The following is a 24,533-nucleotide window of genomic DNA, read 5'->3' on the forward strand; positions in this document are numbered from 1 at the left end:
TCTTGTACGTTATGATGCTTCTCCATTCCAGGAGAACGCTAATGAAACCACAGGTTTATCACGTCGATGCCTTTACCTCAGTACCCTTTCGCGGCAATTCAGCGGGTGTGGTGTTGCATGCTGACGGACTGAGTGACGCCCAGATGCAGCTCATTGCTCGCGAGCTGCGCCATTCGGAAACGGCTTTTCTACTGACCAGTGACGACAGCGATGTTCGCATTCGTTATTTCACGCCGACGGTCGAAGTTCCTATCTGTGGACACGCTACCGTCGCCGCACATTATGTGCGCGCCAACGTGCTGGGTCTGGGCAACAGCACCGTCTGGCAAACCTCGCTCGCCGGTCGTCATCGGATCGATATTGAAGCGAGTGACAATGACTATCACATCAGCCTTGAACAAGGCGTACCTGGATTCGAAGCTCCGCTGGAAGGTGCTGTACGTGCCGCAATAATCGATGCGCTGCACCTGAGCGAAGACGATATGTTGCCCGGATTACCCATTCAGGTTGCCACCACCGGACACTCTAAAGTGATGATTGCGCTGAAGCCTGAGGTGGACATCGACGCCCTTTCCCCTGATTTGCCTGCCCTGACCGCTATCAGCCAGCAAATTGGCTGTAACGGGTTCTTCCCTTTTCAAATTCGCAAGGACGAAAACGCCACCGATGGCCGCATGTTCTCGCCAGCTATTGGTATTGTGGAAGATCCGGTCACCGGCAACGCGAATGGTCCAATGGGCGCGTGGCTGGTACACCATAACCTGATGGCTCATAATGGCAAAACGTTGCATGTTCAGGGCCACCAGGGTCGCGCGCTCGGGCGTGACGGTATTGTTGATGTGACAGTGACTATCCGTGATAACCAGCCAGAGAAAGTAACGATTTCCGGCTCTGCTGTGATCCTGTTTCACGCCGAATGGGCGATCGATTTTTAAATCTTCAGGTAGGCCGGATAAGGCGATTACGCCGCATCCGGCATTAATTCTGATGCCCCTATTTTCCCGCCTCCGGATGTGTATCAAACGCCGCCATGACTGTCGCCAGCTCATCCAGGGTAAACCCATGCTTCGCGTCATCCACGCCCAGTCCAAACCGTTCCTGCAACAGCGTATACAGGCTGGCGACGTCAGGCAGATTAATCTGCTCTATCGCGTGACCGTCCTGATAATGGGTAAAGTGGAAATTGGTCAACGTCAGCTTGCCGCCGTCAGGTAAATGACGACACATCAGCAGATGGTGGCGGAAATGCGACTGCGGCCAGTGCGCGGACCAGAAGTTACCCATCAGATAATCGCTGTGATGTTGAACGACCAGGTCAAAACGGTACATTGATTGCCAGTGATCGTGATGGCGGAACTGCAGGATCCAGTCTTCCCCCTCCTGAATCAACCGATAGTCGCCGTGCGGCGTTTGCTGTTCAAGATCAGCCTGCAGACGAATGGGAGCCGTCAGCGTTTGTCCGCCGAAGCCAACGTCAGCGATCCACTGTTCACCCTGTAATTCAACCAGTAACAGGCGATGTGTACGCGGCGGCAGACTTGACGGATTAGCCAATACCACGCGTCCCAGTAAACTGCGTACGGTAAAGCCGATTTCGCGTAGCGCCCGTTCAAATACACCATTTTGTTCAAAGCAATAGCCACCGCGGCGGGCAGTGACCAACTTCTCTTCAAGGGACAGATCGTCAAGCTGTATTTCACGCGGCAGCAGCACATCAAGATTTTCAAAGGGTATGGCACCGTTATGCAGTAAGTGTAGCGCTCTCAACGTTTCAATGTCGGCGTTGGGCGCATCTGACCAGCCAATACGGGCAAAATAAGCGTTTAAAAAAGGCGTCATACGGGATTCCTGTTTGTTGAATGTTGTACTTATAACGCATTTTTAATTTTACGCCGTCGCTTTTGTGCGCTGTTCACCCCGGTGAGGCGACAAAATCGCTAATCCCGTTACTATCTATGTTTATTGTGATGTCATTTTTATTCTGCCGAGGAGTCACTATGAGTCATTTTCGTCCGGTTGAATTACAACACGCCAGCCGACTGCTTAATCACGGCCCCACCATTTTGATAACCAGTCGTGACGCGAATACAGAACGGCGTAATGTGATGGCGGCCGCGTGGTCAATGCCCGTGGAATTTGATCCGCCGAGGGTGGCCATTGTTGTCGACAAGACCGCCTGGTCGCGTGAACTGATTGAGCGTAGCGGGCAATTTGGTATTGTTATTCCAGGGGTTGCCGCGATCAACTGGACCTATGCCGTGGGGAGTGTTTCTGGTCGAATAGAAGATAAGTTCAACTGCTACGGTATTCCGGTGGTCAACGGCCCGGTATTGGGATTACCGCTAATAGAAGCCAAGTGTCTCGCCTGGATGGAATGCCGCCTGCTTCCTGCCACAGCGGCTCAGGACAAATATGATACCTTGTTTGGCGAAGTGGTTTCTGCCGCTGCCGATGAGCGGGTATTTGTGCAAGGACGCTGGCAGTTTGATGATGGCAAACTCAATACCTTGCACCACCTTGGTGCCGGAACGTTTGTCACCAGCGGGAAACGTATAACAGCGGCTGAATAATACGGGCGCAATAATCGCCCGTTCTCGTTCACATGCTGTAGCCGGGTTTTTTAATCAATGTGTCCATCTGCGGTGCGATTTCCGCATTCCACACGCCCTGCCACGCCTCGGGCTCAATTTCATTCAGCGCCACGCTGACCGAGCTGTCTTTGCTTTGCAAATGACGAATAATGACCTCGGTAATATCCGCCGCCAGCGCGGTTTTTTGTTCGTTGGTAAGGGCGCGAGGAAAGCATTTGATATCGACGTGCGGCATAGCAGATTCCTTATTGTTTTGGGATGCAGGTAACTTATGCGGACTCTCGTTCAACCAGGTGAAATCCGACATCAATAATATCGTCTTCACGTGGAATTTGTTCGATACGATCGGCAAGCAGCGAGGCAGCGCGTTGTCCAATGGCCCGTCGGTCGACGCTGATTGTGGTGATAGCAGGCCGGTTACTGGCGGCAAAATCAAGATCGCCAAAACCGATTACCGCTAGCTCCTGCGGCACGCGTAAACCACGGCTTTCGGCTTCCATAATCGCCCCCTGGGCTAAGGTATCTGAGCTACAGACAATGACATCGCACGCACCTTCAGCCAATAGCTGAGCTAATCCACTGCGCCCCAATGCCAGAGAGGCCGGAAGCGGGACATCTATCTGTGCGTCAGCCGCAATACCATGACGACTCAGCGCATCGCACAGCCCTTGTTTACGCTGGCCTGCCCGGCGATCGGCTGTCCATAGCAAACCAGGACGGCGATAACCTTTTTTCAGCAAGTAGTCTGCTACCGCCTGACCGACTTTTTCGTGCGAAAACCCGACCAGCATATCAATGGGGGTTGGCGTTAAATCCCAGATCTCCACAACCGGAATGGCCGCATTAAGAATCACCTTTTTCATCCCGGCGGTATGATGGATACCGGTGAGCACGACGCCATCCGGGCGGCGAGAAAGCAGCGTCGCCACCAGCTCAGCCTCTGTTTGCGGCGTGTAACCTGATACGCAGAGCAAGATGTGGTATCCGCGTTCGGCCAGTTCATCGCTTAATGACTGAATGGTATCGACAAACATATTGTTGTTAATTTGCGGAACAACCACGGCGATAAGCTTGCTGCGACGCGACGCCAGCCCCCCGGCCAGCGCGTTGGGAATGTAGCCGGTGGCGCGTACCGCCTGCATCACTTTTTCCACCGTTTTCGGGCGCACCAACTGCGGAGTATTTAGCGCCCTGCTCACCGTCATGGGTGACAATCCCGCGGTACGGGCCACATCTTCCAGCGTGGGTGCTCGCGGAGGTCTGGCGTTTTTCACTGTCGATGCCCTTGTCAAAAATCGCTGATTTATCCTGGCATTATTCATCATGATTTCGGCTATTGCTAGCATGGCTCTGTGATAACACTGGGAAAACAGCAGCTTAGATAGTCATCCCTGAGCAAAATGATAGCGATATCATAAAGATTTGTGCATTTCCCCATAAAGTATTGGAATGTGATGCTGCATACAAGTTATCGCCCTTTTATCTTCGTATTTGTGAGCAATTGTTCAAATCGCAATCAATTCGCTGGTGCAGTGATTGCGCTAACATTAAAAATGATAGCGCAATCATTTATTAATCACCAGGAGAGAATAAGATGTCTTTAAGTGCTAATTCCGATGCCGTAACCTATGCCAAATCGGCCAATGCAAAAACCGCGGCAGAAACCGGCGACCGTATCGAATGGGTTAAGCTATCCCTCGCTTTCCTTCCCCTGGCAACACCGGTAAGCGATGCCAAAGTGCTGACTGGTCGTCAGAAACCACTAACCGAAGTCGCCATAATCATCGCCGAGATCCGCAGCCGTGACGGGTTTGAAGGCGTGGGATTTAGTTACTCCAAGCGGGCTGGCGGCCAGGGAATCTACGCGCATGCCAAAGAAATTGCCGATAACCTGTTAGGTGAAGATCCAAACGATATTGACAAGATCTATACCAAGCTGTTGTGGGCTGGCGCTTCCGTCGGGCGCAGCGGCATGGCGGTTCAGGCCATCTCCCCTATCGATATCGCTTTATGGGATATGAAGGCCAAGCGTGCAGGATTGCCGCTGGCAAAACTGCTTGGCGCGCATCGTGACTCCGTACAATGCTACAACACCTCCGGCGGATTCCTGCATACGCCGCTGGATCAGGTGCTTAAAAACGTGGTTATTTCCCGTGAAAACGGTATTGGCGGCATCAAACTCAAGGTCGGTCAACCAAACTGCGCCGAAGATATTCGCCGCTTAACCGCGGTGCGTGAAGCGCTGGGTGATGATTTCCCGCTGATGGTCGATGCCAATCAGCAGTGGGACCGGGAAACCGCCATCCGTATGGGACGTAAAATGGAGCAGTTCAATCTGATCTGGATTGAAGAGCCGCTGGATGCCTACGATGTTGAAGGTCACGCCCAACTGGCTGCCGCGCTGGATACCCCGATTGCTACCGGTGAGATGTTGACCAGCTTCCGCGAACATGAACAGCTGATCCTCGGCAATGCCAGCGATTTTGTCCAACCCGATGCGCCGCGTGTGGGCGGGATTTCACCGTTCCTTAAAATTATGGATCTGGCGGCAAAACACGGACGAAAACTGGCACCCCACTTCGCCATGGAAGTTCACCTGCATTTGTCCGCCGCTTATCCGCTTGAGCCATGGCTGGAACATTTCGAATGGCTGAATCCGCTATTTAATGAACAGCTTGAGCTGCGCGATGGGCGGATGTGGATATCTGACCGTCACGGTCTGGGGTTCAGCATCAGCGAACAAGCGCGCCGCTGGACGCAATTAACCTGCGAGTTTGGTAAACGTCCTTAATTTATTTGGCGGGTAAGTAATACCCGCCCTCTTCCCTACAGAAACGCTCTCAACCTTATGAAAGGAGTGGGTGATGAACACAATAATAAAGCGCACAAAAGTGCGTTACGGCATTTTGATATTTCTGTTTCTTGCTACCGTATTTAATTACGCCGATCGCGCGACGTTATCCGTGGTGGCTCCAATAATGAGCAAAGAATTAGGTTTTGATCCTGAAGCAATGGGGCTGGCCTTTTCTGCTTTCGGTATTTCTTATGTCATTATGCAACTGCCCGGCGGCTGGCTACTGGATCGCTATGGTTCTCGTCTGGTATACGGCTGCGCCCTGATTGGCTGGTCGCTGGTGACCATGTTCCAGGGCACCATTTATCTGTACGCCAGCCCGCTTGTCGTATTGATTATCTTACGATTACTGATGGGTGCCATTGAAGCTCCGGCCTTTCCGGCCAACAGCCGATTAAGCGTGCAGTGGTTTCCGAATAACGAACGAGGCTTTGTCACTTCAGTTTATCAGGCCGCGCAATATATCTCGCTAGGGATTATTACGCCGCTCATGACGATTATTTTGCATAATCTGAGCTGGCACTTTGTTTTTTATTATATCGGGGCTATTGGCGTTATTCTTGGCATCTTCTGGCTGGTCAAAGTCAGGGATCCCATGCATCATCCGAAGGTAAACCAACATGAAATTGACTATATCCGGGAAGGCGGTGGCGAACCGTCGCTGGGCAATAAAAAAGAGCCGCAGAAAATTACCTTTACGCAAATTAAGAGCGTCTGCGTCAATCGCATGATGATTGGCGTTTATATCGGACAGTTCTGCGTGACGTCAATTACCTGGTTCTTCCTGACCTGGTTTCCTACCTATCTGTATCAGGCTAAAGGAATGTCGATCCTCAAAGTGGGATTTGTCGCCAGTATCCCTGCCATTGCCGGTTTTATCGGTGGATTATTAGGCGGCGTGTTCTCCGACTGGCTACTAAAACGCGGCTACAGCTTGACGATTGCCCGTAAGCTGCCGGTGATCTGTGGAATGCTACTTTCCTGCGTCATCGTTATCGCGAATTACACCTCGTCAGAGTTTGTGGTTATCGCCGCGATGAGCCTGGCGTTTTTCGCCAAAGGCTTTGGCAATCTGGGATGGTGCGTTCTCAGCGATACCTCGCCAAAAGAAGTGCTTGGCATTGCAGGCGGCGTATTCAATATGTGCGGCAATATGGCAAGTATCATTACGCCGCTGGTGATCGGTGTGATTCTGGCAAATACCCAGTCATTTGATTACGCCATTCTGTACGTCGGCTCGATGGGGCTGATTGGCCTGATTTCTTATCTGTTTATCGTGGGTCCGTTGGATCGTATTACGCTGACGCCTTCTGCTGCGTAATTTAAACTTATGGCGATGATAGTTCGCCCGCTGTTCCGGGAATTGCACTCCTGCGGAACAGCGTTTTTTTATTCAAATAATCTTATTGTTTTTCAGGACAGTACGCAGCCGCGGGATTTGACAAACCGCGTCCGCGATGGCGCTAATATTAGGCGTATTATCCTGGAACCAGTCATGTCCAGGCCCCCAGGTGCGCATAACGGCAATATAAACGTCCAGCAACGTGAGCTGATCGCCAAACGCGTACGGTTCGGCGCTTAGCTGGTCGTTCAGCCACATATAAAGCGATTTACGGTACTCAATACAGTTCTTTTTCAACTGCGCCGGAGCATCTGGCGTCCAGCGTTCGGGATAATCAGCATAAGCAAACGTGGGATAGACATTTGCCACCAGCCATATCAGCAGGCGCTGAAATTGTTGACGTTCCACATGTCCGACAGGCGGGGCCAGATCGGGCCTGCGATCAAGAATCATCAGCGCAATAGCCGCCGTTTCCGTCATAATGTCGCCATTTTCCATCCTGAGCGTTGGAATCTGGCACAGCGGATTCATTTTTTTAAGTAACTCCCGCGAAGGGCCGTCACTGTCAAAGCCGCCCACATTAATAAACGTGTAAGGGATCTCCGCCAGTGTGAGCATCACTTCACTGATGGCCGATCCCCAGCCCGGTACCCCATAGACTTTCATCATGCTGCAACCCTCAATGTTAAAACCCTAAGTGTAGAGCAGCATTCGCGTGTCTATGCAGTCATCATTATTACTCTCATAATAACAATATCCGTGCCAGAGCGAACACCAGGAGAGTAAGAGATGCGTTCCAGTATGTTTGAATACATGAGCATTTTTGTGCAGGTCGTGGAGCAAGGGGGATTCGCCAAAGCTGCCGATGTGCTGCACCTGCACCGCCCCGCGGTGACCAAAGCAATTCAGCATCTTGAGGACGATCTGGGGACGAAACTCCTGAACCGAACGACGCGGAAGGTTACCCTGACCGAAGAAGGTGACGCATTTTACCAACGAACCAAAGTACTGCTTGGTGACGTGGATGACATCATGGCCTCTTTCTCACCGACACGGCCTCCACGTGGAAAGCTCAGGATCAATGCTCCACTGTCGTTGGCTCACTCGATTATAGTCCCTGCGCTAAGCGACTTTCAGTCACGCTATCCGGACATTGAGATTGTACTCACCTCCACTGACCGCAAAATTGATCTGCTTGCGGAGGGGATCGACTGCATGATCCGCATTGGCGAGTTGCAGGACTCCTCGCTGATATCCCGACGACTTGGCGAGGTAAAAATGGTGACCTGTGCGTCCGCAGATTATCTGGCTATACGGGGCATCCCACAGACACCGGATGATTTGGCTCAGCATCAGGCACTCAACTTCTTTAGCGAACGTCATCTTGCCCCGCGCGTGCGGGTGTTTATTGACTGGCTGTGTGCGCTTTTTAACGAGCAAAAACCGCGCCTGCAGGGATTATTACAATCTGAGTAATAGTGAAGTTCCATAACGGCGGTTTTTCGCCCCCACCGGAACCGATACATTGTGCGGACTCAAGTCAGAACAATTTACCGAGGTCCGCTATGTCTAAAGTCGTGGTTTTCAATCAAACAGGTGGCGCTGATGTGCTGAATATTCAGGATATTCAGACCCCGGCTCCGCTTGCAAACGATGTTCAGATCCGCGTTCGCGCAATAGGTATTAACCGGGCGGAAATTATGTACCGTACCGGACAGTATATTTACCAACCCAATTTTCCTGCTCGCCTGGGCTATGAAGCCTCCGGCATTGTTGAAGCCGTCGGTGACAATGTGCACGAGTTCGCACCAGGCGATAGCGTGAGCGTCATTCCGGCATTCAGCTTTCATGAGTACGGTATGTATGGCGAAATCGTCAATGCGCCTGTTCATGCGGTCGTCAAACATCCTGAAAACCTGAGCTTTGCCGAGGCCGCCGCCAGTTGGATGATGTATGTGACGGCTTTTGGCGCGCTGGTCGAATATGCCAATATCGGGCCTGGCGATAACGTGCTGATCAATGCCGCGTCCAGCAGTGTCGGGCTGGCAGCGATACAGATAGCCAATATGCTCGGGGCAAAACCGATTGCGATGACGCGCACCAGTGAGAAGCGCGCCCAGCTTCTACAACTTGGCGCGGCAGAGGTTATCGCCAGTCAGGAGCAGGATCTGGTCGTGGAAATTAATCGTATAACCGATGGCAAAGGTACCCGCGTGGTCTTCGACCCGGTCGGCGGCCCCGGTGTGGCGAAAATAGCCCAGGTAATGCCCGCCGGAGGGTTATTTTTCCAGTACGGTTCGCTGGACGGTCGCGATCTGTCGATCCCGGTGATTGAGATCCTTGGCCGTCATCTGACCTTCCGCGGCTATGAGCTTTTCGAAATCACCACTGATGCTGAAAAACTGGCACGAGCTAAACGTTTCATCTTTGAAGGATTGCAATCGGGACAACTCAAGCCACTGATTGATAAAACCTTTGCGTTTGATGACATCGCGAAGGCCCACCAGTATATGGAGGCCAACGGTCAGGTAGGCAAAATCGTCGTTACCCTGTAATCGCTGTGCGGCACAGCCTTGTGCCGCAACATTTTTTCCGCGTATTTACAGAACTTTCGACAAAAACTGCTGCGTGCGCGTGTGGCGCGGATAATTTAGCACCTGTTCGCTGCTACCCTGCTCGACGATTTTGCCGTCAACCATAAATACCACCTGATCGGCCACCTCCCGGGCAAAACCGATTTCATGCGTCACCACCACCAGCGTGGTTCCCGACTGTGCCAGTGACTTAATCACATCCAGCACTTCGCCCACCAGTTCAGGATCGAGTGCGGACGTCGGCTCATCAAACAGCATCACGCGCGGATTTAACGCCAGCGCGCGGGCAATGGCGATTCGCTGCTGCTGTCCGCCGGACAAGTGACGCGACCAGGCATCGGCTTTATTTCGCAGCCCAACCGCATCAAGCAGAGTTAATGCCCGTTCGGTAGCGGCTTTACGCGATGCCAGCCCGTGGGCTATTGGCGCTTCAATCAGGTTCTCCAGCACCGTTAAATGCGGGAACAGGTTAAAGTTCTGAAATACGTAGCCCACATTAATGCGCTGGCGCAGGATTTCTGCCTCTTTTAGTTCATACAACCGGTCTCCCTGAAGGCGATAGCCAATATAATCACCGTCAATCTGAATAAACCCCTCATCGACACGCTCCAGATGATTAATCGCCCGCAATAGCGTTGATTTACCTGAACCGGAAGGCCCGAGAATGACCGTGACCGTACCGGGTGGGATCTCCAGCGATACGTTATCCAGCGCCTTATGGCGACCAAAATATTTGCTGACGCCGGTAATGGAAATATGACCTTCAGGCGAGTGGGACATGGATAGCCTCCTGCTGTGGAACCAGGCGACGACGTTTAGCCGAGCGACTCACCCTGGCGGTGTTAATAGCGGATCGTCTTTCACTGCGTGCCAGCGCGCGTTCAACCAGATGCTGAATTAATGACAAAACGCTGGTGATCACCAGATACCACACGGCTCCAACCATCAGCAGCGGAATCACTTCCTGGGTGCGGTTGTAGATCATCTGGATGGTGTAGAACAGTTCCGGCATCGCCAGCACATAAACCATCGCCGTACCTTTCGCCAGGCTGATAATTTCATTGAACCCGGCGGGCAAAATGGTGCGTAACGCCTGTGGCAGGATTATGCGCAGCGTGCGGCGCCAGGCAGGTAATCCCAGCGCGGCTGCGGCTTCGTACTGACCATGATCAACCCCAAGAAACCCGCCGCGAATAATTTCTGCGGTATAAGCACTTTGCACCAGCGTCAGGCCAACAACTGCAGTGGAAAACTGTCCAAGGACATTAATAGTCTCAAAGCTGCCCCACTGGATAGCAGTGAAGGGTATGCCGATCGCCAGCGTGTCGTACAAATAGGAGAAGTTGTACAAAATGATCAACACCACAATCAACGGGAGTGAACGAAACAACCAGATGTATCCCCACGCCAGGCTGTTTAGCAGCCAGGATGATGAGAGTCTGGCCAGCGCCAGCAACCCACCAAATACCACGCTCAGTAATGTCCCAATGAGCGTCAACAACAGCGTTTGCCCAAGTCCAGACAAGATAACCGGGTCGAAGAACCAGCGGGCAAACACACCCCATTCCCAGCGCGGATTAAACGCGACAGACTGAATAATCGCCGCCAGCACAAACAGAGCAATAATCGCCCCTACGGTGCGCATCGGATAACGTGCCGGGACGACTTTGATGGTTGCAGTCGTTTTCATCTTCTCTCCTCAGGCAATTTTGGCCTGACCTGCGATAGTCAACAGTTTGGTGAAGCGCAGCCTCCCATCAAAGGGCGGCTGGCTGTACTCTTCTGGGTTACGAGTGGTATCGAACTGTGGATCGTATCCCTGACTCAAATAAAGTCGGACGGCCTCTGGCTGGCGAAAGCCCGTGGTCAGATAGATACGGCTATAGCCCGCCAGTAATGCCCGGCGCTCCAGTTCCTGCACCACGTACGCTGCCAGCCCCTGCTTACGCAGGCTGCTTTTAGTCCAGATACGCTTAATTTCAGCGGTGTCTTTGTCATAGGGTTTATAAGCCCCGGTGGCGATAATTTCGCCGTCGCGCTCCAGCACCACAAAGATCCCCTGTGGAGCCAGATACCATTCGGTTAGCTCCACTTCAGCATCACGAGAAAAATAATCACCATAGCGGGCGGCGTACTCACCAAACAGTCCGCTGAGGATCGGCTGTAGCTCAATGGCTTCGGGCGAGACAACGCGGAATTGATCGCTCACATTGACCTCCTTAGTCGCCTAAACCGGCCGGGTTAACTTCAGATTGTGGGATACGTTCTACCCCTTCCCCCCAGCGGTTCAGCACCTTGTCATAGTCGCCATTGCCGATCACACCGTTGAGAGCTGTTTGCACCGGCAGCACCAGACCGCTATCTTTTTTCAGCGTGACGGCAATATGTGCGGCTTTTGGCCAACCGCCATCAACGCTGCCCACCAGTTGCGTTTTGCCGTTGAGGGCAGCTTTCCAGGCCCCAATGACATTCGGACCAAAGTAAGCATCTGCACGACCTGACTGTAGAGCTAACGTCTGAGCAGCATCATCTTTGGTATACACCGGCGTAAACGGTTTTAATCCTTTCTTCAGATTCTCTTCGTTCCACGCCAACAGAATGGCTTCCTGGTTCGTCCCTGAGCCGACGATGATACGCAGACCGGCAATATCTTCCGCCTGCTCTATTTTCTTCAGCTTGCTGCCGGTTTTGACGTAAAAGCCAAGGGAATCTTTCCGATACGTCGCAAAATCGAATTTTTCTTTGCGTGCTTTGGTGACGGTAATATTGCTGATCGCGGCATCATATTTGCCGGAAGCTACGCCCAGCGGCCAGTCTTCCCATGACGTGGGTACGACATTCAGCTCCAGCCCCAGGCTATCGGCAACCAGGCGAGCGATATCTGCCTCACTGCCGATGAGCGTTTTATTATCATCGGCAAATACAGTCAGCGGCGGCTGGCTCAGTCCGGCGATAGCGACCGTGAATTTACCCGGTACAGCCAGATGCAGGTTGGCGGGTAACTGCGCGATCGCCTGTGGATTTTTGGCCGTGTTAATCGGTGTTTTATTAGCTTCCAGACTTACGCCGGTACCGTTGATGGTGACGTCATTTGCCCAGACTGTCGCGCTGAAAGTCAGTGACAGCGCAAGAAGTAGTGATTTTTTCTGCATAGCGTTTTTCTCTTATTGTGTGAATTGATTTGCAGGCGTTGCCAGCCCCAGACTTGCGCGCAGCGTCGTGCCGGGGTAGTCGTGGCGAAATAAACCGCGCGCCTGAAGCACGGGAATAACCTGTTCGACAAACCGTGGGAAGGTATCTGGCGTTCCCCCCTGAATGATGAAACCGTCGGCGGCTTTATCCTCGAACCACTGCTGCAGACCATCAGCAACCTGTGCCGGCGTTCCGCTAAAACGTGGACGTGGACTGGCAGCTTCCAGCGCCACCTGACGCAGGGTTAATCCCCGTTCCCGCGCATTGCGCTTGATCTCGTCAGTGGTACTGCGAAAACTGTTTTCCCCGAGGGGGCCAAGATCCGGGAACGGTGCGTCCAGCGGGTACTGGCTAAAATCGTGATGTTCAAAATAGCGTCCCAGGTAATTCAGCGCGTCGGTGATCGACACCAGTGCAGCGGTCGCCTGGTACTGTTGCTCTACGTCAGCGTCACTGTCGCCAACAATAATGCTGACGCCCTGGAAAATATGCAGCTCATCGACATGACGTCCGACAGCTTCAAGCCGACTTTTGACATCCTGATAAAATGCTTTGGCTTCAGACAGCGATTCCTGATGGGTGAAAATAGCGTCCGCATGCTGCGCCGCTAATTTTTTCCCATCGTGTGATGCGCCTGCCTGAAAAATAATCGGACGGCCTTGCGGCGTACGCCCAATATTTAATGGCCCGGCGACCTGGAAATAATCTCCATGATGGTTTAGCGTGTGCAGTTTATGAGGATTAAAAAATGCCCCGCTTGTTTTATCACGGGTAAAAGCATCGTCTTCCCAGGAATCCCACAGTCCTTTCACTACCTGTAAATATTCATCGGCAATACGATAACGCTGGGCATGCTCAGGATGCTGAGCGCGAGAATAGTTTTTAGCCGAACCTTCCAGCGGGGATGTCACCACATTCCATCCGGCCCTGCCCTGGCTAAGATGGTCCAGACTGGCAAACTGTCGCGCAGTAGTAAACGGCTCGCTATAAGAGGTTGAAACCGTGCCCACCAGACCAAGATGACGGGTGATGCTTGCCAGCGCAGATAATACCGTCAGCGGCTCAAAGCGATTTAAGAAATGTGGAATAGATTTTTCATTAATATACAGACCGTCAGCGACAAAAATAAAATCAAGTTTCCCTTTCTCCGCAATAAGCGCCGTCTCTTTGACAAAATCAAAATTAATACTGGCATCAGCACGTGCTGCCGGATGACGCCATGCTGACATATTCCCGGAGGCACCATGCAAAATAGTGCCCAGACGTAATTGCCGATTTTCAGCCATAGTAACCCCTACCCAACAGGTAAATTAAAGGTGTGCGAATGCCGTTTTTGCTAAATGTGCAAAGTAGTGTGCGGCAGGTTCAATTAACCGTTCATCCGGATTAAATCCCGGATGATGTAATCCGTATTCACTGGCACTACCGATGCTAACAAACGCACCAGGTGTATTTTGCAAATAAACGGCAAAATCCTCCCCGCCCATATGCAGGTCGGCATGATGCGTTGTGTAACCGGATTGTCTGGCTACTTTGGTCGCAATATCGGCCCAGTGCGCGTCATTGACCAAGGCCGTGGGCCCCGCGTGCCAGATAACATCGATCTGTGCGCCAAAGGCGTGGGCAAATCCAGCGACAATATCACTGACCCGCGATTTAACCTGTTGTTGCACCTCTGCGCGATGTGTCCGAAGCGTCCCTTCCAGCTCAACGGATTCCGGTAGTACGTTCCATGTATTTCCCCCCTGAATTCGGGTGACGCTAAGCACCACCGAATCCAGCGTATTGACCTCACGGCTGGCGACACTTTGTAATACCGTCACCAGTTGACTGGCGAGGAGGATGGCATCTTTTCCCTCGTGTGGGCGTGCCGCATGCGCACCTTTTCCGGTAATACGCAGCACAAAGCGATCGACATTGGCATAGAACGCACCGCCGCGTGTGGCAAATTCGCCCACCGGCAAACCGGGCTCATTGTGCATACCGAAAATAGCCGCTACGTTTTGCAGCGCTCCGGCGCGGATCAGCGTTTTAGCTCCACCAAAATTTTCTTCTGCCGGCTGAAACAAAATACGCACGCGTCCGGGTAGTGTGTTTTCCTCCTGCTTAAGCAGCAGTGCTGCACCAAGCATGACGCTGGTATGGACGTCATGCCCGCAGGCATGCATCACCCCCGGCGTGACAGAGCGAAACGGCACATCGGTGTTTTCTTCTATCGGTAACGCATCGATATCCGCCCGCAGAGCGATGACATCTTCTCCCTGACCGATTTCGGCAACCACTCCGGTTTTCAAATTGAATGGCAATAAAGTGACATCTGCAGCATGCAACCAGTCACGAATACGCGCGGTTGTCGCCACTTCCTGGAGGGATAGCTCCGGGTGCTGATGTAGCTCGCGACGCCAGTCGATAAGCTGTGAGGCTAATGACATCAGACAACCTCCATCGTGCTATGGGCTTGCGCCAGCAGGCGTAACGATGTCAGGCGCGCCTGACCTTCGGCCACCGGCGTATCGATAATGAATTCATCAATACCGTATTGCACCTGCAATGAGCGCAGTGTTGCCACCACCTCCTGGGCACTCCCGTGCAGTAACGCCTGCTCACGCCGGGCGATTGTTCGCGGTGCGCTGCCCGCCTGCGCGGCGAAAGCCAGCGCCTGCTCTTCGCTGGCGACGGTGACACGTTGCCCATCCTCCAACTCGACGCCCCAGATTTGTACATCTTCCGCCAGTTGCGCAGCCATATCACTGCTGTCAGCCACAATAACCTGTACGGCGACAATCGTTGGACGTGAACTGTTGGCCTGCCAGAAGCTCAGCACCTCATGCAGTAACGCTTTATCGCCGTTCAGGTGCGCCGCGAAAATAAAGTTCCAGTCAGACTCTGCCGCCAGGCGTGCACTTTCTACGCTCGCGCCCAGCACAAATCTTTGCGGCGGCGCAGGCGGGAGCGGTGTCGGGAATACTGTCTGCCCGCTTTCTGTCCCGGTCAGCGCCAGCCAGGCGTTCAGTTGAGCAAGCTGGTCGGCAAAACTGCCTTTTTCTTCCTGATGAAGACCCAACTGCAGTGCCTGTGTTGACAGCGGTAAGCCGCCTGGCGCTTTTCCAATCCCAAGATCGACACGTCCCGGCGCCAGTGAGGCCAGAAGATTAAAGTTTTCCGCAACTTTGTAGGGGCTATAGTGTTGCAGCATGACGCCGCCGGAACCCACGCGAATGCGCTGGGTTTGTCCCAGTATCCAGGCGATCACCAGCTCCGGCGATGGACTGGCAAGCTGTGGCGTATTATGGTGTTCCGCGATCCAGAAACGATGGTACCCCCACTCTTCTGCGCGTTGTGCCAGGCGCAGCGTACGGGTCAGTGCGGTTGCGGCAGTTTCACCTTCTCCGATGGGGCTTTTATCCAGAATACTCAGGCGGTATGACATGTTGCAGGCCTATATTTGTTAACATGTCAGTATTATTAAATTATAAAATAACCATATAGAAACATTTAATTCACATTTGCTCAGCTAAAAAACAGATAACCAACCCCGCAGCGATCAGGGATAACGTTCATACCAACAGGAACCAAACTTCCGGTTTTGGACGCGGCACTCTGCAGAAAAAATGGCTTGTATTTGCATACTACAAAATATAATAGGTTTTTTCTTGATACTGGAAAGACGGCAACATCCTTTTCCGTTTGATTTATTTTTACGCATGCGTTCAGTAATGAATTTAATTTAAGTCAGACTAAACACCTGTCTGTGTTATGCGCTTGTATTGATTGTTTCATTTTTATGAAAGAGACATAGGTTCCACGCATTAATTTTTTATTTTAAATACTTTCACAGAACTGATGATTAGTAGAGAATGCAGCGTTTCTTATTAAAATGGTTTAAAACAGCTTTTTAATATCCCCTGGCATTATTACGGGGATCTTTGTATGAATTATACATACCATCATGGGGCCTTTATGAAAAGTAACATGCCCGTTACACAAATTGAGCACACACTTAACGGTAAAGCGACGCTGCTATCGACGACAGATAAAGAGAGTCATATTACCTATGCAAACTCCGCGTTTATCGATGCCAGTGGTTTTAACGAAAGTCAATTAATGGGTGAACCACATAATATTATTCGCCATCCGGATATGCCGCCAGCCGCGTTTGCTGACATGTGGTACACGTTGCAGCAAGGTGACAGCTGGACGGGAATGGTGAAAAACCGGCGTCAAAACGGTGACCACTACTGGGTACGTGCCAACGTCACGCCCGTTTGGCACAATGAAAAGTTAACGGGTTACATCTCAGTGCGTACTGTTCCTTCGCGAGACGAAATATCTCAGAGTGAGCAGTTGTATGAAAAAATAAATAATCAACAACTTAGCGGGTTCCGTCTTTTTAAGGGTATTATCATTCGCCGTGGCATATTGGCATGGACTTCAATGTTTAAATGGTTGAGCATTAGTCAACGCGTCAATTATGCTTTGGGAGTCGTTGCCCTGCTCTCTTTGTTATTAATCTTCGCTCCCGTAAATCATTTTATTCAATCCGGCGGTTTACTGGCGTTATTTCTGTTATTTGCCATTTACCTTAAGTGCCAAATTTGTCAGCCAGTTAATACACTATTGACTCAAATGAAGAAAGTCGTATCCGGACGAAAACCCGATAACTGCCATTTAAATCGCGTAGATGAAATCGGCATGTTAATGCGACTGGTTAATCAATCCGGACTTAATCTAAATTCACTGGTTGATGACGTTAGTACGCAAATATCCGGAATTCAGGCCATCAGCCAACGCGTTTCTAAAGAAAGTACCGCGCTGCATACGCGTTCTGAAGAAACATCCGCAGACCTTCAGCAAACCGCTGCCGCCATTGAAGAAATTGGTAGTGCAGTGCAGCAAACTGCAGAAACGGCGGCACATACCATGACGATGGCCGACCAAACCAGCACCAATGCCGCTGAAGGCGGCGATATTATGAAACAAACTATCGCCATGATGCAGGCGATCTCTCGTGATAATGGTCAGATTGTCGATATCATTGGCGTAATTGATAGCATTGCCTTCCAGACTAATATTCTGGCGCTCAACGCGGCCGTTGAGGCGGCGCGTGCCGGAGAATCCGGGCGCGGTTTTGCCGTCGTGGCCGCGGAGGTGCGCAATCTTGCGCAACACTCTGCATCAGCGGCAAAAGAGATTAAACAGCTTATCGAGAAGAACGTCGCTAACGTCAATACCGGCGTAAAAATGGTTGAACAAACAGAAACGCATCTCACCGGAATGATCAGCGATGTGTTACAGATGTCGATGATGATTAAAGACATTAGTCTGGCAACGCGGGAGCAAACCCAGGCGTTGGATCTGATTAATGATTCTATTTCGCGTGTTGGTACCATGACGCACAATAATGCCGAGATGGTGGAGCGTGTCACTGACGCAACTGCCGATTTAACGCAGCGCTCATCGCGATTGCAGCAGGCCGTGCAGGTCTTTGGCGTGTCGGTATAAGGCAAACAGCGCTCATTCTGCTGACGATCAGGATGAGCGCATTCCTTCGCATTTTCCCACCGCCTCTATTTTTACTGAATCGAGTCCACATCCCGTCGATTCAGGCCACAGAAAAACCCCATTTCCCCGTGTCCAGGCTTTGCGTCACTTCTCAATTGAATGTAGGATGCTCGGCCGACAGTTTCCCGCGGTAACACAATGAAGGGTTTCGTAAACGCTGTTTTCGCCGCAACTGCTGCGGCAAAAAGGATTTTGTAAATTAGTCAGGTTAACAGGAAACGTAATGAACAAACACAACACGCAAGCCGCGGAACAACACGCGGCGAAACGACGCTGGTTGAATACTCACGAAGAGGGGTATCACAAAGCGATGGGTAACCGGCAGGTACAAATGATCGCCATTGGCGGTGCTATTGGTACCGGGTTATTTTTAGGGGCTGGCGCACGTTTGCAAATGGCCGGTCCCGCTTTAGCACTGGTCTATCTGGTCTGCGGTATTTTTTCATTCTTCATTCTGCGGGCACTCGGTGAACTGGTTTTACACCGCCCTTCCAGCGGCAGCTTTGTCTCTTATGCCCGCGAATTTTTAGGTGAGAAAGCGGCCTATGTGGCTGGCTGGATGTACTTCATCAACTGGGCGATGACCGGAATCGTAGATATCACGGCCGTGGCCTTGTATATGCACTACTGGGGCGCATTTGGTGACGTACCGCAATGGGTGTTTGCCCTCGGCGCATTGGCCATTGTCGGCACCATGAACATGATCGGCGTAAAGTGGTTTGCGGAGATGGAGTTCTGGTTTGCACTGGTCAAAGTGCTGGCTATCGTTATCTTCCTGGTCGTCGGGACTGTCTTTTTAGGCACGGGAAAACCGCTCGATGGTAACGCCACGGGTTTTCATCTGATCACCGACAACGGTGGTTTTTTCCCGCATGGCCTGCTGCCAGCGCTGGTACTGGTACAGGGCGTCGTCTTTGCATTTGCTTCCATTGAACTGGTAGGCACTGCGGCGGGTGAGTGCAAAGATCCGCAAACGATGGTGCCAAAAGCGATTAACAGCGTTATCTGGCGAATTGGCCTGTTCTATGTGGGTTCAGTGGTGTTACTGGTCATGCTGCTGCCGTGGAATGCCTATCAGGCAGGCCAAAGCCCGTTTGTTACCTTCTTTTCCAAACTCGGCGTTCCCTATATTGGCAGTATTATGAATATCGTGGTGCTTACCGCTGCGCTTTCCAGCCTCAACTCGGGTTTGTATTGCACTGGTCGTATTTTGCGCTCAATGTCGATGGGCGGTTCCGCGCCCAAATTTATGGCCAAAATGAGCCGTCAACACGTACCTTATGCTGGCATACTTGCCACGCTTGTCGTGTACGTCGTCGGGGTTTTCCTCAACTATCTGGTGCCTTCGCAGGTATTCGAGATCGTGCTTAACTTTGCCTCGCTGGGCATCATTGCATCGTGGGCCTTCATTATGGTGTGCCAGATGCGTCTGCGTCGGGCCATTAAAGATGGCAAAGCGGCAGACGTTCACTTCAAACTGCCCGGTGCGCCGTTTACGTCCTGGTTAACACTGTTGTTTTTACTGGCTGTGCTGGTGCTGATGGCGTTTGACTATCCGAATGGGACCTACACTATCGCCTCATTACCGCTGATTGCCATTCTGCTGGTCGCTGGCTGGTTTGGTGTACGTAAACGCGTCGCGGAAATCCACCGTACCGCGCCATAACGCTTTAAGGTAGGTCAGATTTCTGGCCTACCCGTTTGAGCGACTTAGTTTGCTTCAATTAGCTGAGCAACATCATTGCTGTTAATTTCCCGCGCATTCCCGTCCTGATCGGTATAGCTGGTCATTCCCGTATCTTTATCCAGTTTTGGTTTGCCCTGGGTGGTAATCGTTTGTCCGCTTTTCGTCGTCATGACGTAATCGGTGGTGCACCCTGCCAGCGTAAACAGCATTACGCCCGCACAAAGACAGATTAATGGCTTTTTCATGGTATTCCCGTGTTATTCAGTTAGCCGTTGAGGGCGTAGTGTAAGTCTCTGAAGTTTGTCAGGCTACCGATGGGGTGTAACGAGGCGTATCGTGGAGTATAGAGAAATGACAGGAGGGGTTGCCCCCTCCGAATAATTATAGGGCGATACGAATAACATCGTCCGGTTGAGTCGCTTCCTGCTCGCGTGTGGATTTCTGTTTCACGCTAACGTACAGGGTTTTACCATCGGCGGAGAGCGCCAGGCTGTTTGGGAACGTCGGGGTATCGAAGGTTTTAACCACTTTATAGCTTTTCGCGTCGATCACGCTGACTTTACCGGCCTGACGGTGGGTCACGTAAGCTTCGTTACGCACCGGGTTGAACAGTACGGCCAGGGATTCCGGCGCGGCAACTTTTGCCAGCACGTTGCCGTTACGGGTATCGATAACCAGCACTTCCGCTGCTTTAGAGTCAGTGACAAACGCACGATGACCTGCCGTATCCAGGCTCAGGTTAATGAAGAAGTGCTCTTTGCCATCGTCCAGCAGTTTTTTGCGGCTGAGAATTTTGTTGGTGGCGGTATCGATGGTAATGAATTCGCCATCGGCATTGGCGGTATACAGGCGTTTAGCCTTGCTGTCGACGGCCAGTGCAGTGCTCATTTTACCGGTATTTTGAATCGTGTCCTGAAGTTTGACAGTCTCACCGTCCACGACCCAAATCACGCTCTCCTTACCTATTCCGCTGATGTATACCTTGTTGGTGGCGTCATCGGCGACCAGTTCACGAGGCTGCAGCGGACGGACATCTTCAGAACGTTTACGCGCATCCAGTACCAGACGCCCTTTCACCTCACCGGTTTTCGCATCAATCGCCGTCACCGCGCTATTCACGGTATTACCAAACCACAGCGTTTGCGTCGCGTTATTGATGGTTGCGCCAAACGGTTTGAGATCGTTATGAATAACCTGAGTCACTTCAAGCGTCACCGGATCAAGACGGTAAACTATCCCACCTTTATCCAGCTTACGACTCTGCGAGGTGGCCAGCCACAGTGCGTTTTCCTGCTGGCTGTACGCCATTTCGTAGGCGCCTTTACCTACGCCTTTGCGCAGCAGTTCTTCCGCAGCCTGCGTGCTAAATGATGATGCAACCAGCAGTGAACCTAACAGTAAAGAACCACGCAGGCGCGGTGAAAACAGATGACGTAAAGACATGACGACTCCCTTTGATAAATTCAGTTGTTACTGCTTCACATAGCTTCAATGAGCAAAATCATGGTTTTGCCTTTTTAAGAATGAGAATAGTAATCATTATTTATCGCAAAGTGGAGTGTTTATTCACATTCGGTGAAAACCTGCTTATTTTCTCTATGAATACTCGCTTGCGGCGAAATCAATATTCAGACAGATTGGCTCTACAACGCTTGCCGGATGGCGGCGTTGACGCCATCCGGCTGTTACCGTCTTTAACCCCTCCGTATCACTCTTCAGCAAGCCGAATTACGACCTTGCCAAAGTTTTTACCGGTCAGCAGACCGATAAACGTCTCCGGTGCATTTTCCAGCCCCTCAGTGACCTGCTCGCGATAGTGGATCTTGCCTTCCTGGACCCAGCGCCCCATTTCTCGCTGAAATTCATGAATGCGGTGACCATAATCCTGACCAATGATAAAGCCCTGCAAGCGAATACGTTTTTTCAGTAACGTGGCCATAAGCAGCGGTAAACGGTCTGGGCCCGTCGGCAGTGATGTGGCGTTATAACCACTCACCAGACCACACAGCGGAATACGCGCGGAGGTGTTGAGTAACGGCAAAACAGCATCAAAAACTTTACCGCCGACGTTTTCATAATAGATATCGATACCCTGCGGACAGGCTTGTGCCAGTTGGAGTGCGAAATCGGGGGCATGATGATCGAGGCAAATATCAAAGCCCAACACGTCAGTAGCATGGCGACATTTCTCTGCCCCACCAGCTACCCCAACGACCCGGCAGCCCTTCAGTTTACCGATCTGGCCCACGGTTGCGCCAACAGGTCCGGTTGCCGCAGCAACAACCAGTGTCTCACCGGCTTTGGGCTGGCCAATATCCAGCAGCCCCATATACGCCGTAAAGCCCGGCATACCCAGCAGACCAAGCGCCCAGGAAGGATGCTCAGGATGATCGCCTAACTTTACCAAATCAGAACCCTTTGAGATGGCGAAGTCCTGCCAGCCGCTATAGCTCAACACCCATTCACCGGGTTTAAAATCCGAATGATTCGATGCCTCGACCCGACTGACCGTGCCGCCCACCATCACTGCGCCAATCTCAACCGGGGGGGAATAAGACGGTTCGTCACTCATACGCCCACGCATATAGGGATCGAGTGAGAGGTAGACGTTACGCAGTAACACCTCTCCGTCACCGGGGGGGGTGATGGCCTCTTCTTCCAGACGGAAGTTACCGGGCACCGGTGCGCCATGCGGGCGTGACGCCAGAACCCAGCGACGATTGCGTTGCATTTGTTGACCCATTGATGTTCTCCTCAGCTTTTGGCATGAATCCATCAATAGTAGACGCGCTATCTCTGTGATGCTTTCACATTAATTGCCAGCGTGGTTTAACCGCACAACCAGATAAACGCAGGACTGCGCGGTTTCATTGATAAACCGACAGTCATTTGGCGGCCCCAGCTCCAGGCAGTCCCCTGCCTTCATTTCATGGCGTGTATCACCTTCAACAAACACCAATTCGCCCTGCTGCAACCAGAGAAGCTGTCGGGCCTGCACGTAGGAAGAGGCGGGCATCGGGATATCACTGCCGGCCGGTAATTCGATTTGCACCAGATCGATAGGCAGATCGCTGCGCGGAGATACGTGGCGGCGCAAATAATGGCTTTGCGGATCGTGCCAGACCGGCTGGTCGGCGAAACGCAGCAGTTTACCCTCCTGCATTTCGGCTCGGGCAATCAGCGTCGACATGCTGATACCAAACGCACCGGAAAGCCGTCCCAGTAGCGTCGCCGTTGGACTGCTCTCTCCACGTTCTATTTTATGGATCATCGCCCGCGAGACCCCTGCTCGTTCGGCAAGTTCCGTCAGCGACCAGCCGCGAGATTCCCGCTCAATGCGAATTCTTGCACTGATCCGTTGATTTATGCTGTCTTCAATAGTATTCATATTGTAATACTATAGTGAACAACCCCTGAGGTTCAACATGTCAATTCGATTTGCCAGCAAAGACGACTGCGCCGCCATCGCAGAAATCTACAATCACGCCGTACTGCATACGGCCGCTATCTGGAACGATCAAACGGTCGATGCCGAAAACCGCATCTCCTGGTATGAGGCTCGCCAACTGATGGGGTATCCGGTACTGGTAAGTGAAGAGAATGGCGTCGTCACGGGGTACGCCTCTTTTGGCGACTGGCGCAACTTTGACGGTTTCCGTCATACCGTCGAACATTCAGTGTACGTGCACCCGGAACATCAGGGAAAAGGACTGGGGCGCAGGCTGCTCAGCAGACTCATTGAAGAAGCGCGCGCGTGTGGCAAGCATGTCATGGTGGCAGGAATTGAGTCGCACAATCAGGCATCGCTCCACCTGCATAGCACGCTGGGTTTCAATATTACCGCGCAGATGCCCCAGGTCGGGACTAAATTTGGTCGTTGGCTGGATCTGACTTTTATGCAGCTACAGTTAGACGACCGCAGCGAACCGGATGCGCGTGGATGAACCAGACGCTGACCCTCTCCTTTCTGATTGCCGCAGGTATTGGTCTGGTGGTGCAAAACACTTTGATGGTACGCATTACCCAGACGTCCTCGACAATCCTTATTGCTATGTTGCTTAACTCACTGGTCGGGATCGTCTTGTTTGTCAGCATACTATGGTTTAAACAAGGTGCGGCGGGATTTGGCGAACTGGTTTCCAGCGTGCGCTGGTGGACATTAATCCCGGGTTTACTGGGATCGTTCTTTGTTTTTGCCAGTATCAGCGGATACCAAAACGTAGGCGCTGCCACCACCATCGCGGTGCTGGTCGCCAGCCAGCTTATTGGCGGTCTGGTGCTGGATATTCTGCGTAGCCAGGGTGTACCGCTTCGCGCGCTGGTGGGTCCGGTATGCGGTGCGATATTGCTGGTTGTGGGTGCCTGGCTGGTGGCAAGACGTTCGTTTTAATTGCCTGATGGCGCTTCGCTTATCAGGCCTACAGAACGCCGGATAAGGTGTGAACACCGCCATCCGGCAAGGAAATATCAAAGAATAGAGCCGCCTTTGGTCAACTGCTCACGACGCGCTTCCATATCTTCTTTATGCTGGCGCCCATGATGTGCAATTGCCGTACGCAAACGTTGTTGCTGGGTGTAACGATCTTCCCGGCTCAACGCAACATCATCGCTCAACTCAATCAGCAATTCATTCATATGCGTAATGACGCTCTCTTCAATGGCGGCATCAACACGTGCGCTGACCTCATCCAGATGCGACATACTCCCTCCT

24 protein-coding genes and 1 pseudogene are annotated in these 24,533 nt (G+C 52.0%); 10 read left to right on the forward strand and 15 right to left on the reverse strand.

Going from position 1 to position 24,533, the window contains the following annotated elements; all coding sequences use genetic code 11:
• Positions 1–41 precede the first annotated feature (41 nt).
• A complete protein-coding gene (locus tag AL515_RS12920) occupies positions 42–935 on the forward strand; it encodes a PhzF family isomerase (protein ID WP_061067916.1) in 894 nt (297 codons plus the stop codon).
• Between the two features lie 58 nt (positions 936–993).
• On the opposite strand, the gene nhoA is transcribed toward AL515_RS12920, so the two are convergent.
• A complete protein-coding gene (gene nhoA, locus AL515_RS12925; protein WP_061067917.1) occupies positions 994–1,839 on the reverse strand; it encodes an N-hydroxyarylamine O-acetyltransferase in 846 nt (281 codons plus the stop codon).
• A gap of 158 nt (positions 1,840–1,997) precedes the next feature.
• Here nhoA and AL515_RS12930 point away from each other — a divergent pair, with 158 nt between their 5' ends.
• On the forward strand, positions 1,998–2,570 hold the full coding sequence (locus tag AL515_RS12930) for a flavin reductase family protein (RefSeq protein WP_061067918.1): 573 nt from the start codon (positions 1,998–2,000) through the stop codon (positions 2,568–2,570).
• A gap of 28 nt (positions 2,571–2,598) precedes the next feature.
• Here AL515_RS12930 and pptA read toward each other — a convergent pair whose 3' ends face one another.
• Both pptA and AL515_RS12940 read right to left on the reverse strand, forming a co-directional pair.
• Complete coding sequence (gene pptA, locus AL515_RS12935) at positions 2,599–2,826, reverse strand: tautomerase PptA (protein WP_061067919.1); 228 nt, start codon at positions 2,824–2,826, stop codon at positions 2,599–2,601.
• A 34-nt stretch (positions 2,827–2,860) separates the two neighbouring features.
• Positions 2,861–3,913, reverse strand: coding sequence for a LacI family DNA-binding transcriptional regulator (locus AL515_RS12940; protein WP_442861303.1), 1,053 nt, complete (start codon positions 3,911–3,913; stop codon positions 2,861–2,863).
• Positions 3,914–4,185: 272 nt separating this feature from the next.
• Between AL515_RS12940 and AL515_RS12945 the strand changes: the two genes are divergently transcribed.
• Positions 4,186–5,382, forward strand: a complete 1,197-nt coding sequence (locus tag AL515_RS12945; RefSeq protein WP_048211630.1) for an L-talarate/galactarate dehydratase — start codon at positions 4,186–4,188, stop codon at positions 5,380–5,382.
• 73 nt (positions 5,383–5,455) lie between these two features.
• On the forward strand, positions 5,456–6,766 hold the full coding sequence (locus AL515_RS12950; RefSeq protein WP_061067921.1) for an MFS transporter: 1,311 nt from the start codon (positions 5,456–5,458) through the stop codon (positions 6,764–6,766).
• Positions 6,767–6,838: 72 nt separating this feature from the next.
• Here AL515_RS12950 and AL515_RS12955 read toward each other — a convergent pair whose 3' ends face one another.
• Positions 6,839–7,456 (reverse strand): glutathione S-transferase family protein, encoded by a 618-nt coding sequence (locus AL515_RS12955; protein ID WP_061067922.1) that lies wholly within the window; start codon positions 7,454–7,456, stop codon positions 6,839–6,841.
• Positions 7,457–7,576: 120 nt separating this feature from the next.
• On the opposite strand from AL515_RS12955, the gene AL515_RS12960 reads away from it, so the two are divergent.
• A complete protein-coding gene (locus AL515_RS12960) occupies positions 7,577–8,263 on the forward strand; it encodes a LysR family transcriptional regulator (protein ID WP_061067923.1) in 687 nt (228 codons plus the stop codon).
• Between the two features lie 89 nt (positions 8,264–8,352).
• On the forward strand, positions 8,353–9,342 hold the full coding sequence (locus AL515_RS12965; RefSeq protein ID WP_048211626.1) for a zinc-dependent alcohol dehydrogenase family protein: 990 nt from the start codon (positions 8,353–8,355) through the stop codon (positions 9,340–9,342).
• 45 nt (positions 9,343–9,387) lie between these two features.
• On the opposite strand, the gene AL515_RS12970 is transcribed toward AL515_RS12965, so the two are convergent.
• The 6 genes and pseudogenes from AL515_RS12970 to AL515_RS13000 all read right to left on the reverse strand — a co-directional run bounded on the left by AL515_RS12970 (position 9,388) and on the right by AL515_RS13000 (position 16,003).
• Positions 9,388–10,161: an amino acid ABC transporter ATP-binding protein gene (locus AL515_RS12970; protein WP_061067924.1), complete on the reverse strand. Its 774-nt coding sequence runs from the start codon at positions 10,159–10,161 to the stop codon at positions 9,388–9,390.
• The gene (locus AL515_RS12975) at positions 10,145–11,071 is read right to left on the reverse strand and encodes an amino acid ABC transporter permease (RefSeq protein ID WP_061067925.1); all 927 of its coding nucleotides are present in this window, start codon (positions 11,069–11,071) and stop codon (positions 10,145–10,147) included. Before AL515_RS12975 ends, AL515_RS12970 begins: the two co-directional genes overlap by 17 nt.
• Positions 11,072–11,080: 9 nt before the next feature.
• The gene (locus tag AL515_RS12980) at positions 11,081–11,590 is read right to left on the reverse strand and encodes a GNAT family N-acetyltransferase (protein ID WP_061067926.1); all 510 of its coding nucleotides are present in this window, start codon (positions 11,588–11,590) and stop codon (positions 11,081–11,083) included.
• Positions 11,591–11,600: 10 nt separating this feature from the next.
• A pseudogene (locus AL515_RS23610) lies at positions 11,601–13,859 on the reverse strand (NtaA/DmoA family FMN-dependent monooxygenase).
• A gap of 24 nt (positions 13,860–13,883) precedes the next feature.
• The gene (locus AL515_RS12995; protein WP_061067929.1) at positions 13,884–15,005 is read right to left on the reverse strand and encodes an amidohydrolase; all 1,122 of its coding nucleotides are present in this window, start codon (positions 15,003–15,005) and stop codon (positions 13,884–13,886) included.
• Positions 15,005–16,003 carry an MsnO8 family LLM class oxidoreductase gene (locus AL515_RS13000; RefSeq protein ID WP_061067930.1) on the reverse strand — a complete coding sequence of 333 codons (999 nt, stop codon included), beginning with the start codon at positions 16,001–16,003 and terminating at the stop codon, positions 15,005–15,007. The genes AL515_RS12995 and AL515_RS13000 overlap by 1 nt, the downstream gene beginning before the upstream one ends.
• 530 nt (positions 16,004–16,533) lie before the next feature.
• Between AL515_RS13000 and AL515_RS13005 the strand changes: the two genes are divergently transcribed.
• Positions 16,534–18,075 carry a methyl-accepting chemotaxis protein gene (locus AL515_RS13005; RefSeq protein WP_061067931.1) on the forward strand — a complete coding sequence of 514 codons (1,542 nt, stop codon included), beginning with the start codon at positions 16,534–16,536 and terminating at the stop codon, positions 18,073–18,075.
• A gap of 283 nt (positions 18,076–18,358) precedes the next feature.
• The gene (ansP, locus tag AL515_RS13010) at positions 18,359–19,801 is read left to right on the forward strand and encodes an L-asparagine permease (RefSeq protein WP_061067932.1); all 1,443 of its coding nucleotides are present in this window, start codon (positions 18,359–18,361) and stop codon (positions 19,799–19,801) included.
• Positions 19,802–19,845: 44 nt separating this feature from the next.
• Here the strand turns inward: ansP and AL515_RS13015 are convergent, their stop codons facing one another.
• The 4 genes from AL515_RS13015 to AL515_RS13030 all read right to left on the reverse strand — a co-directional run bounded on the left by AL515_RS13015 (position 19,846) and on the right by AL515_RS13030 (position 23,210).
• Positions 19,846–20,067: a YgdI/YgdR family lipoprotein gene (locus tag AL515_RS13015; protein ID WP_043016274.1), complete on the reverse strand. Its 222-nt coding sequence runs from the start codon at positions 20,065–20,067 to the stop codon at positions 19,846–19,848.
• Between the two features lie 136 nt (positions 20,068–20,203).
• Positions 20,204–21,265, reverse strand: coding sequence for a 7-bladed beta-propeller protein YncE (gene yncE, locus AL515_RS13020; protein ID WP_061067933.1), 1,062 nt, complete (start codon positions 21,263–21,265; stop codon positions 20,204–20,206).
• A gap of 265 nt (positions 21,266–21,530) precedes the next feature.
• The gene (locus tag AL515_RS13025) at positions 21,531–22,565 is read right to left on the reverse strand and encodes an NADP-dependent oxidoreductase (RefSeq protein WP_101742165.1); all 1,035 of its coding nucleotides are present in this window, start codon (positions 22,563–22,565) and stop codon (positions 21,531–21,533) included.
• 69 nt (positions 22,566–22,634) lie between these two features.
• Positions 22,635–23,210: a helix-turn-helix domain-containing protein gene (locus AL515_RS13030; protein WP_048211614.1), complete on the reverse strand. Its 576-nt coding sequence runs from the start codon at positions 23,208–23,210 to the stop codon at positions 22,635–22,637.
• Positions 23,211–23,247: 37 nt separating this feature from the next.
• Here AL515_RS13030 and AL515_RS13035 point away from each other — a divergent pair, with 37 nt between their 5' ends.
• Both AL515_RS13035 and AL515_RS13040 read left to right on the forward strand, forming a co-directional pair.
• On the forward strand, positions 23,248–23,766 hold the full coding sequence (locus AL515_RS13035; protein ID WP_048211613.1) for a GNAT family N-acetyltransferase: 519 nt from the start codon (positions 23,248–23,250) through the stop codon (positions 23,764–23,766).
• Positions 23,763–24,212: a DMT family transporter gene (locus AL515_RS13040; RefSeq protein ID WP_048211612.1), complete on the forward strand. Its 450-nt coding sequence runs from the start codon at positions 23,763–23,765 to the stop codon at positions 24,210–24,212. The genes AL515_RS13035 and AL515_RS13040 overlap by 4 nt, the downstream gene beginning before the upstream one ends.
• Positions 24,213–24,289: 77 nt before the next feature.
• Here AL515_RS13040 and AL515_RS13045 read toward each other — a convergent pair whose 3' ends face one another.
• Positions 24,290–24,523: a YdcY family protein gene (locus AL515_RS13045; RefSeq protein ID WP_048211611.1), complete on the reverse strand. Its 234-nt coding sequence runs from the start codon at positions 24,521–24,523 to the stop codon at positions 24,290–24,292.
• Positions 24,524–24,533 lie beyond the last annotated feature (10 nt).

The sequence above is a fragment of the Citrobacter sp. FDAARGOS_156 genome, from assembly GCF_001559235.2.
In the GTDB taxonomy this organism is placed as follows: Bacteria; Pseudomonadota; Gammaproteobacteria; order Enterobacterales; family Enterobacteriaceae; genus Citrobacter; species Citrobacter youngae.